The sequence below is a fragment of the Bacteroides sp. 1001302B_160321_D4 genome (genome assembly GCF_015667765.1).
Classification (GTDB): domain Bacteria; phylum Bacteroidota; class Bacteroidia; order Bacteroidales; family Bacteroidaceae; genus Bacteroides; species Bacteroides xylanisolvens.
The window spans coordinates 1-9,578 of record NZ_JADPLO010000107.1 but is presented as its reverse complement, the minus strand read 5'-3'; the positions used below and the strand labels follow the sequence as shown (position 1 = coordinate 9,578).

The window sequence follows — 9,578 nt, the reverse complement described above, 5'->3', positions numbered from 1 at the left end:
AAAACCGTAAAACTTCTTCCACAGAAGAATATACTAAATTCCGTTTCGGAGGGTATGGAGAAATGGCGGCGAGCTATAAAGATTATAATTTCAATCGTTTTACTCCCAATGGTTCCGGTAAACTTAATCGTGGAGAGATTTCCATTCCACGTTTTGTATTAGCCTTTGATTATAAATTCTCCTCCAAATGGGTATTGAGTACCGAAATCGAATTTGAATACGGAGGTACGGGATCTGCTCGCGAAATTGAATGGTTTGAAGAGAACGGCGAATATGAAACAGAGATTGAAAAAGGCGGTGAAGTAGCTTTGGAACAATTTCATATCACCCGTCTCATTAATAAGCACATCAATCTGCGTTTCGGACACATGATTGTACCGGTAGGATTGACCAACAACCATCATGAGCCTATTAATTTCTTTGGAGTTTACCGCCCGGAAGGTGAAACAACGATATTGCCTTCCACCTGGCATGAAACAGGTATCGCCGTATTCGGTGAAATTGGACGGTTTGATTATGAACTTCAATTAGTCAATGGGCTTGATCCACAAGGATTCCGCAGCGAAGACTGGATAAAAAACGGCAGACAAGGAGCATTCGAAGTCAACAATTTCACCAGTCCGGCTTTTGTAGCCCGCGTAAACTACCATGGGGTAAAAGGATTAAGAGTAGGTGCTTCTTTCTATTATAACCAGACAGCAAAGAACGGAACTAAGCCTTGGAGAAATACAGGTTATAAATTTCCGGTAACCATTGTAACCGGTGATTTGCAATACAAAGGCTTTAATAACAACCTGATTGTACGCGGAAATGCCGTTTATGGAAACCTAGGAGCGAGCGGAGCTTTAACCACAATCAACAACAGTTCTTCAGCAGCTTCCGGTTACCCTAACACAACAGTAGCACAAAATGCAGTCAGCTACGGGGGTGAAGCAGGATATAATATAGGTTCTTTCTTCCATTCTAAAGCTCCCCGTATCTATCCTTTTATTCGTTATGAATATTACAATCCGATGGAAAAGACAGAAGCTAACACAGGTTTGTTGGCCGACAAACGTTTTCAGGTATCAGCCGTAACAGCTGGATTGAATTACTACGCTCTACCCAATCTAGTAATTAAAGCAGACTACACCCACCGCTCCATAGGAGGTGGAAAATATAATGACGAAAACTTAGTCTCTGTAGGCATAGCCTATATTGGTTGGTTTATCAAAAAATAAATATAATTTTTAATAGCAATGAAAATGAAAACATGGAAATTTCTGCCTATAATGGCAATGGGAGTATGTATGGCGATGACCTCTTGTAGTGAAGATTCTAAAAAAGAAGATGTTTCACCCAACCCATTTGCGGGTTTTAATACCCCGGACAGTAGCACTGCAACAGATGATGAATTAAAGGCTGCGGTTGCAACGTATGTAGATGATGTAGTGATTCCTACTTATCAAGATATGTACAATAAAGTAACCGCATTAAACACGGCAGTACAAAAGTTATCAACGTCCTCCAGTGATAATGATGTAGCCAATGCAGCAGACGCTTGGGTTGCAGCACGTAAACCCTGGGAAAAAAGTGAAGCTTTTCTATATGGTCCGGCAGATTTGAATAAGCTCGATCCTAGTCTGGATAGCTGGCCTTTGGATAAAGGAGGTATTGATGCAATTCTACAGTCCGGAAATTGGGAAGACGCTGTCGGAGGAGACGTAGACGACGGTGATGATGCACCAGCCGATGCACCACAGAACTTGCGTGGTTTCCATACTGCCGAATATTTATTGTTTGAGGATGGTGAAGCAAAAAAAATCACAGACCTGGATGCTAATAAAATAGGATACCTCAAGGCTGTTGTCGGACGTATGTCAAAAGACACAGAGCTTTTGTTAAAAGGTTGGACAGAAGGTAAAAATCTGGAGAACGGTGCCTATAAAGATGCAATGAAAGCACCTAACGGAACTTACTCTATAAGCAATATCAAACAATCTGTTGCAATGATACTAAACTCTGACAATGGTGCAGAAGGAATTGCCAATGAAGTAGGTGCAACGAAAATCGGAGATCCGGTAGATAAGTGGAACAGCGGAGATAAAGAAGGTGGTGTATTAGCCGTAGAATCCTGGTATAGCTGGAACTCTTTAGATGATTATACTGATAACATTTACAGCATCCGTAATGCTTACTATGGTAGTTTAGACGGAACTGTTGCCAGTGCAAGTCTGTGCTCTATCATGAAAAAAGTGAACCCGACATTGAACGACATGGTTGTTAAGCAGATTCAGGAAACAATCACAGCAATCAATGACATACCTCACCCCTTCCGTAACAATTTAGGCGCTACTACTGAAGTTAAGAATGCTCAAAACCAATGCGCATTTTTATGCAGTGGTCTGGCTTTAGTCCGCGGAAAATTAGCAGGAGAATAAACAATATTAATTATGATGACTAAGTTCTTTCTTTTAGGAAAGCCGGTTATCAAAGCATTACGAGGAGGACTCCCAAGGCGATTGGGAAGAATCCTCTTTGTTGCGATAAATATAGGCTTCCTGCAAGGTTGTGATCATGATGCTTTCGACGGCATTATTTATAAGCCAAACGGAGAAATAGCAAAACCGGAGGAATTATCAGCCGGTATTTCCACTATTTTTTCTACCGTAAGTGGCGCTTATGACACCAATGCAGACTGGGTCACCGGTGAATTATTAACACGTTTCAATCGTGGCGATGGTTTGTATGACAATTCTCGTGGAGTAGGTACAGGCAGCGGTAATGGATTAGGACCTATTTTTGGAGGCTATTCCTGCGGAGCTTGCCATAGAAACACAGGACGTACTACTCCGGCATGGGTCACAGGTGGTTCCGGTGCAGGCTTTTCATCTATGCTGGTTTATATTACACGCAAAACCGGAGGATATTTCCCCGAATATGGCCGTGTATTACATGACCAGTCCATTTATGGCGTAAAAGCCGAAGGCAAAATAAAGATAACCACTACTACCGAAAAGTTCAAGTTTCCCGATGGAGAAGAATATGAATTAATAACTCCTCATTATGAAATAACAGATTGGTATGATTATGAAATAAAGCCCGAAGATCTGATTATTTCGGTACGTGCCCCCTTGCGGCATGTCGGCATGGGTCAGATGATGGCACTTAACCACGATGAATTGAAACAGTTGGCAGCTCAAAGTAACTATCCCGAATACGGCATTAGCGGACGCCTGAATTATGTGACGGAAAAAGGAAAATATGACATTGGAATATCCGGCAACAAAGCCAACCATCAGGATTTAACAGTAGAACTGGGATTCTCTTCGGATCTGGGGGTAACCAATGACCGTTTTCCACATGAAGTGGGCGAAGGACAATCACAAATGATGGGATTTGCCAACCAAGGTGTAGAGATTTCGACCCGTGACATGGAAGATGTCGATTTATATATGCAGACATTGGGAGTTCCTGCACGCCGCAACGTGGATGACGAAACCATCAAACATGGAGAGCAAATGTTCTATCAAGCAAAATGCCATTTATGCCATACCGTTACTTTACATACCCGCCCGCGAGGCAGCGTATTACTGAACGGAACTCAACTACCCTGGCTGGGCAATCAGATCATTCATCCCTACTCCGACTTCTTATTACACGACATGGGACAAGGATTAGCTGACGATTACCCTAGCGGCCTGGCACGCGGTTGCGAATGGCGTACTACTCCATTATGGGGAATCGGCCTGCAGGAAATTGTCAACGGACATACCTATTTCCTGCATGACGGACGGGCACGTAACCTGACAGAAGCCATCATGTGGCATGACGGCGAGGGAGCCGCTTCACGTTCCATTTTCTCCCGCATGTCGAAAGAAGATCGCGCAGCCTTACTAACATTCTTGAACAGTTTATAATATAATCAGCAACAACAATGAAAAAAAAATATCTAGCACTCGCGCTCACTGCATTTCTGTGCAGCCACTCTTATGCTCAAGATTCAAATGCAAAAGAAATCGATGATAAATATGTAGAGAATGATGTTGTTTCGCTGGCAGGAAAGAAAGGTTTTTCTTTTTCTACCAAAGCCGGTGATTTCTTATTCAAGCCCTATGCCTTAGTTCAAACCAGCCTCTCTTTCAACCGATATGACGATCAAGGTTTGGAAAGCCTTTATGCACGTAACTGGGCAAACAGTGGTTTTGCTATTCCGAACGCAATACTCGGATTTACAGGCAAGGCATTCGGGAAAGTTACATTCAATTTATCACTGAATGCGGCAAAAAGCGGTGCCGCCTTATTGCAACAAGCCTGGTTTGATGTAGCGCTCAAAGAATCATTCCGTATTCGTGTCGGGAAGTTTAAAACGCCGTTTATGCATGCCTATCTGACCACACTGGGGGAAACATTATTTCCGGTGTTGCCCAGTTCCGTGGCAGGTGGCGTATTAATGCCCTATGACATCAATGCTGTGAAGCCGAGCATAGCTACCGGCTTCGACCTGGGTGTTCAGATACATGGTTTGATTAACGGAAAATGGAATTATCAGTTAGGTATTTTCAATGGCACAGGGATTGATGTCAATTCGGCAACCAAAGGAATGTGTGATGATCATAAATGGCTGCCCCAACTGCTTTACTCCGGTCGCCTGGTATATATGCCCAAAGGTGAAATGCCAGCCACACAAGGTAATCCGAACAATCTGAAAGAAGATAAAATGCAATTCGGTGTATCTACATCTTATAATGCCGAGGCCGAAGATCATAGTAGCAGCGATTGGCGTATAGGTGCAGAGTTTGCCATGGTAAAGAACCGTTTCTACTTTGCAGCCGAAGGTTATTACATGAATATGCATTTCACAGAAATCATGCATAAAGACAAAGACCTGAATTACTGGGGAGCTTATACACAGGCCGGTTATTTTGTAACTCCTAAATTACAGGCTGCTCTCCGTTATGATATATTCGATCGCAACGGGACAGACGAAGGCGGTTTGTTGAATATGCCTGCCATCGGAGCCAATTACTACTTTGTCGGTTCTAATTTAAAACTTCAGATGATGTACCAATATCTGGGCAGAACCGGTCATGACACGCAGACTGATCGTGATAATGATGGAGTGGGACTATCACGCCATAGCGTTACCGCTATGTTACAATTCACTTTCTAATGTATAGGAGGAGGAATCTGTCTATGAATAAAAGACTCAACTATTTATTGATAACCTGTGCCTGCCTAAACCTGTGTTCAGCTTGTGATGAAGGTAAAATCTATCCGGATGACACGATTGACAGTGGACGTACGGCTACTGTAACACTTCATTTCACCCATCTGGATGCTTGGCCGCAGAAAAACAATATGTCATTAATCTCCTTAGGTGAGGACGGAGTTACTCCCATATTGGTTAAGCGCATTCTGGAACCATCTAGCGAGGCAGAAGCTGTAACTGTAACATTAAACAACTTAAACGGAAACACGCGTAGTATTGCCGTAGCCGTTATCACGTCCGGAATGTCTTTGGTGCATGCGTATCAGTCATTTCCCGTAAATGCGTCGGATGAATCGCTGACTTTACCAGAGACAACAATCGAAGTGGCTTCATTCAGCCGCATCCAAACGCAAGTTTTCAATGCCAAATGTGTGATGTGTCATGGAGGAAGTACAACAACAGCCGGAGATTTGGATCTGACGGCAGCCAAAGCCTATCAATCACTGATTAATGTAAAAGCTCCCCATTCTGCGAAAGGAAAGAATTATGTCACTCCTGGAGATTTAAACAACAGTTATTTATTAGATGTATTAGAGCACGATAATCACATCGATATATTCAATGGAGCTGAACAACGTGAAGTTCGCGCTTTGATTCGGACATGGATCAAAGCAGGAGCCGAAAACAATTAACTTGTAACAGAAATTTTTGATATGAACAGCAAAAAACAACAACCCTTGAAATCAGAAAAGACTTTAGCAGAAATATTTAAATACGAAGTGGCAGACGGTGTTTCCGAGTATCATTTAATGATTCACGCAATCCAGCCGGAATCCACTTATGAAGAACAATTAAACGCCATTATAGATACATACTACCAATTACGGGAAAAAGAACTGCAAGGGACCGTCGCCATTTTCAAACGATACTTTTTGAGCGACGCTTCCAATCAGGCAGATACCTTGTTGGCACTTACTGCTGAAAGCTCGGATTGCGCACTTTCTATCGTAGAACAGCCACCATTGAATGGAACCAAAGTAGCAGTATGGATTTACCTTCAGACGAAAGTACAGACACAAATGCTGCATAATGGTCTTTTCGAAGTCAAGCATGGACCCTACCGTCACCTTTGGGGTGGCAGCTCTTTCAATCGGGCAGCCAACTCCGAATACCAAACCCGGCTACTATTAAACGACTATGTTATGCAGCTCATTGAACAAGGTTGCAAACTAGCCGCCAACTGTATTCGTACCTGGTTTTTCGTACAGAATGTGGATGTGAATTATGCCGGAGTAGTAAAGGCACGTAACGAAGTATTCGTTACCCAGAACCTGACGGAAAAGACACACTATATCTCCAGCACAGGTATCGGCGGACGCCATGCTGACCCCAAAGTACTTGTACAAATGGACACGTATGCCGTTGGCGGAATCAAACCCGAACAAATTCATTTCCTTTATGCGCCAACACATTTGAATCCCACCTATGAGTATGGTGTCAGTTTTGAACGTGGCACGTATGTAGATTATGGAGACCGGCGCCAAGTATTCATCTCCGGAACAGCAAGTATTAATAATAAAGGCGAGGTGGTATATCCGGGAGAGATCCGTAAACAGACAGAGCGGATGTGGGAAAATGTAAAGGCTTTACTGAAAGAAGCAGAATGTACATTTGATGATATGGGACAAATGATCGTGTATCTGCGTGACATAGCAGATTATACCATCGTCAAAGAAATGTACGACAAACGTTTTCCTTGTACCCCTAAGGTATTTGTACATGCGCCGGTATGCCGCCCGGGATGGTTGATCGAGATGGAATGTATGGGAGTAAAAACCTGTGAAAATAAGGAATACGCTCCCTATTAATATCATTAAAAAGATATGCCGTTGAAAAGATTACTTATCATTTTATACATCTGTCTGATAGGATTACTTGCCGCAGCCACTTTCATAGAGCAAGCATACGGGACAGAGTTTGTAGAAAGAAATATATATCACACAATCTGGTTTTGTTGTTTGTGGGGAGTTATTGCTGCAATAGGGGTTGTTGCCCTCATCCGACGTTCCTTATGGCGGCGACTTCCCGTTTTGCTGTTTCATGGCTCCCTCCTCGTTATCTTGGTGGGGGCCATGATTACATTTATCTATGGCGAACAAGGATATATGCATTTACGTCCGGATACAGTAAAAAGCAGCTTTCATTCGCCACAGGGCGACAAGAACATTCATCTGCCATTCACGATGAAGCTAGATAGTTTCCGGGTAGAGTATTATCCGGGGACAAAAGCTCCCGCCGATTATGTCAGTCATATCAGCTATTCACTTCCCGGTCAGAAAGATTCCGTGCACAACGAATGTATCTCAATGAACCGTATCTTTACTACACAAGGCTTCCGATTTTATCAGTCCTCATTTGACGAAGACGGTCAAGGAAGTTGGCTGACAGTAAATTATGATCCATGGGGTACAAGAGTGACCTATAGCGGCTACATTCTACTGGGCATCTCTATGATTTTACTACTATTTTGCCGTCAGGGAGAGTTTCGTAAGTTACTAAATCATCCCCTATTGAAAAAAGGAGGATTATTTATCTTATTCCTTTTCTACCTGACAGGAACAATGCAGGCACAGCAAACACCTCTTCGTGTATTAAACAAAATACAAGCAGACAGCTTGGCACAACAACAGGTTATTTACCATGACCGGGTAGTACCATTCAATACACTGGCAAGAGACTTCGTCAAAAAACTGACAGGAAAAATCTACTATAAAGGATTGACTCCCGAGCAAGTTATAAGCGGTTGGATTCTTTACCCGGATTCATGGAAGAATGAACCTATGATATACATCAAAAGTCCCGAACTGCATCATTTACTCGGTTTGGAATCTTCTTATGCACGCTTGACCGATTTATTTGACGGTCCAGTCTACCGTCTTCAGAAAACCTGGCAACAAGAACAGGGAAAAAGTAGCAAACTCGCCAAAGCCATCCAGGAAACGGATGAAAAAGTGGGACTGATCCTGATGGTGGAAAAAGGAACATTCATCCAGCCATTACCCACTGATGGTAGCGTGCAACCTCTCTCCGAACTGGAAGTGAAAGCCGAATTACTCTACAACCGGATTCCGTTCAGCAAGATTCTTTTTATGATAAATCTGTCATTGGGAGTGTTGTCTTTCATGCTTCTACTTCATAACAGCCTGCAAAGAAATACACCCTCGCCCAAAGCCAAAACGATTTCCCGCACAGCAGGAACGATCTTTTCTGTTGCACTCTATCTTGCTTTCATATTCCATTTAGCAGGATATTGCCTGCGCTGGTATATTGGCGGACGTGTTCCTCTTAGCAACGGTTATGAGACAATGCAGTTCATGGCACTCTGCATCCTCTTGATAGCCTGTCTGCTCCATCGAAGATTCTCATTTATACTTCCATTCGGATTCTTGCTCTCCGGCTTTGCGTTGTTAGTCTCTTATCTGGGACAGATGAATCCCCAGATCACCCCATTAATGCCGGTGCTCGTCTCTCCGTGGCTAAGTATTCATGTTTCATTGATTATGATGTCTTATGCCCTATTGGCATTCATCATGCTAAACGGAATACTGGCATTATGCCTCCGAAAAAAAGAATCGGAAAACAATGTCTCCGGAAACGACGCTGTACAAGACAACCGGATAGAACAGTTGACGCTAGTCAGCCGTTTGCTACTCTACCCTGCTACGTTCTTTTTAGGGGCAGGCATCTTTCTGGGAGCAGTTTGGGCAAACGTTTCCTGGGGAAGATACTGGGCGTGGGACCCGAAAGAAGTATGGGCGCTGATCACTTTCCTGGTATATGGAGTAGCATTCCATTCACAAAGCCTGCGCATTTTCCGCAAACCACTATTCTTCCATATCTATATGATTCTTGCTTTCCTGACTGTCTTAATGACCTATTTCGGAGTAAATTATGTTCTTGGGGGGATGCATAGTTATGCAAATTCCTAAACCACTATATATAGCTAGTAACCGATAGAAGAATACCCATTTTAGGGGATTGCGGGAAAAGCGGAAAGCCCCTATCTTTGCAGTATCAGAATTAAATTAATTAGTCATAATTATATTACGTAGCCACATTAAAAATACATAGAAATCGGCCGAAGTGATTCACCCGCATTTCTTTTATTTGGTTGTTAAGTTAGAAAAAACCATATAATGTATTCATTTTGGAATATGAATAGATGACATATTCTAAAAGAGGCAAGGACGTCCGGCTTGTGAAAGCCGGACGTTTTTTTATATCAGTAAGAGAATAAAGTAAGAGAGCTCAGGCTCAGTCTGAAACCTTGGGGGATTGCGTTAAAATTCTTATTTTTGCATCATGAAAACATCCTCTTCCCAAACGA

7 protein-coding genes are annotated in these 9,578 nt (G+C 42.8%); all 7 read left to right on the top strand.

Features of this window, described 5'->3' with window-relative positions; all coding sequences use genetic code 11:
• Window positions 1–1,220 (top strand): porin (locus KFO40_RS24590; RefSeq protein WP_211146900.1); only part of this gene is annotated, 1,220 nt, incomplete at its 5' end.
• 24 nt (window positions 1,221–1,244) lie between these two features.
• Window positions 1,245–2,420 carry an imelysin family protein gene (locus KFO40_RS24585; RefSeq protein WP_211146899.1) on the top strand — a complete coding sequence of 392 codons (1,176 nt, stop codon included), beginning with the start codon at window positions 1,245–1,247 and terminating at the stop codon, window positions 2,418–2,420.
• Window positions 2,421–2,432: 12 nt separating this feature from the next.
• The gene (locus KFO40_RS24580; RefSeq protein ID WP_004312529.1) at window positions 2,433–3,899 is read left to right on the top strand and encodes a di-heme oxidoredictase family protein; all 1,467 of its coding nucleotides are present in this window, start codon (window positions 2,433–2,435) and stop codon (window positions 3,897–3,899) included.
• A gap of 17 nt (window positions 3,900–3,916) precedes the next feature.
• Window positions 3,917–5,152: a porin gene (locus KFO40_RS24575; RefSeq protein WP_004312530.1), complete on the top strand. Its 1,236-nt coding sequence runs from the start codon at window positions 3,917–3,919 to the stop codon at window positions 5,150–5,152.
• A gap of 23 nt (window positions 5,153–5,175) precedes the next feature.
• Window positions 5,176–5,883, top strand: coding sequence for a hypothetical protein (locus KFO40_RS24570; RefSeq protein WP_004312531.1), 708 nt, complete (start codon window positions 5,176–5,178; stop codon window positions 5,881–5,883).
• 21 nt (window positions 5,884–5,904) lie between these two features.
• Complete coding sequence (locus tag KFO40_RS24565; protein ID WP_004312532.1) at window positions 5,905–7,059, top strand: Rid family hydrolase; 1,155 nt, start codon at window positions 5,905–5,907, stop codon at window positions 7,057–7,059.
• A gap of 15 nt (window positions 7,060–7,074) precedes the next feature.
• Window positions 7,075–9,180 carry a cytochrome c biogenesis protein CcsA gene (gene ccsA, locus KFO40_RS24560; RefSeq protein ID WP_004312533.1) on the top strand — a complete coding sequence of 702 codons (2,106 nt, stop codon included), beginning with the start codon at window positions 7,075–7,077 and terminating at the stop codon, window positions 9,178–9,180.
• Window positions 9,181–9,578: the final 398 nt, after the last annotated feature.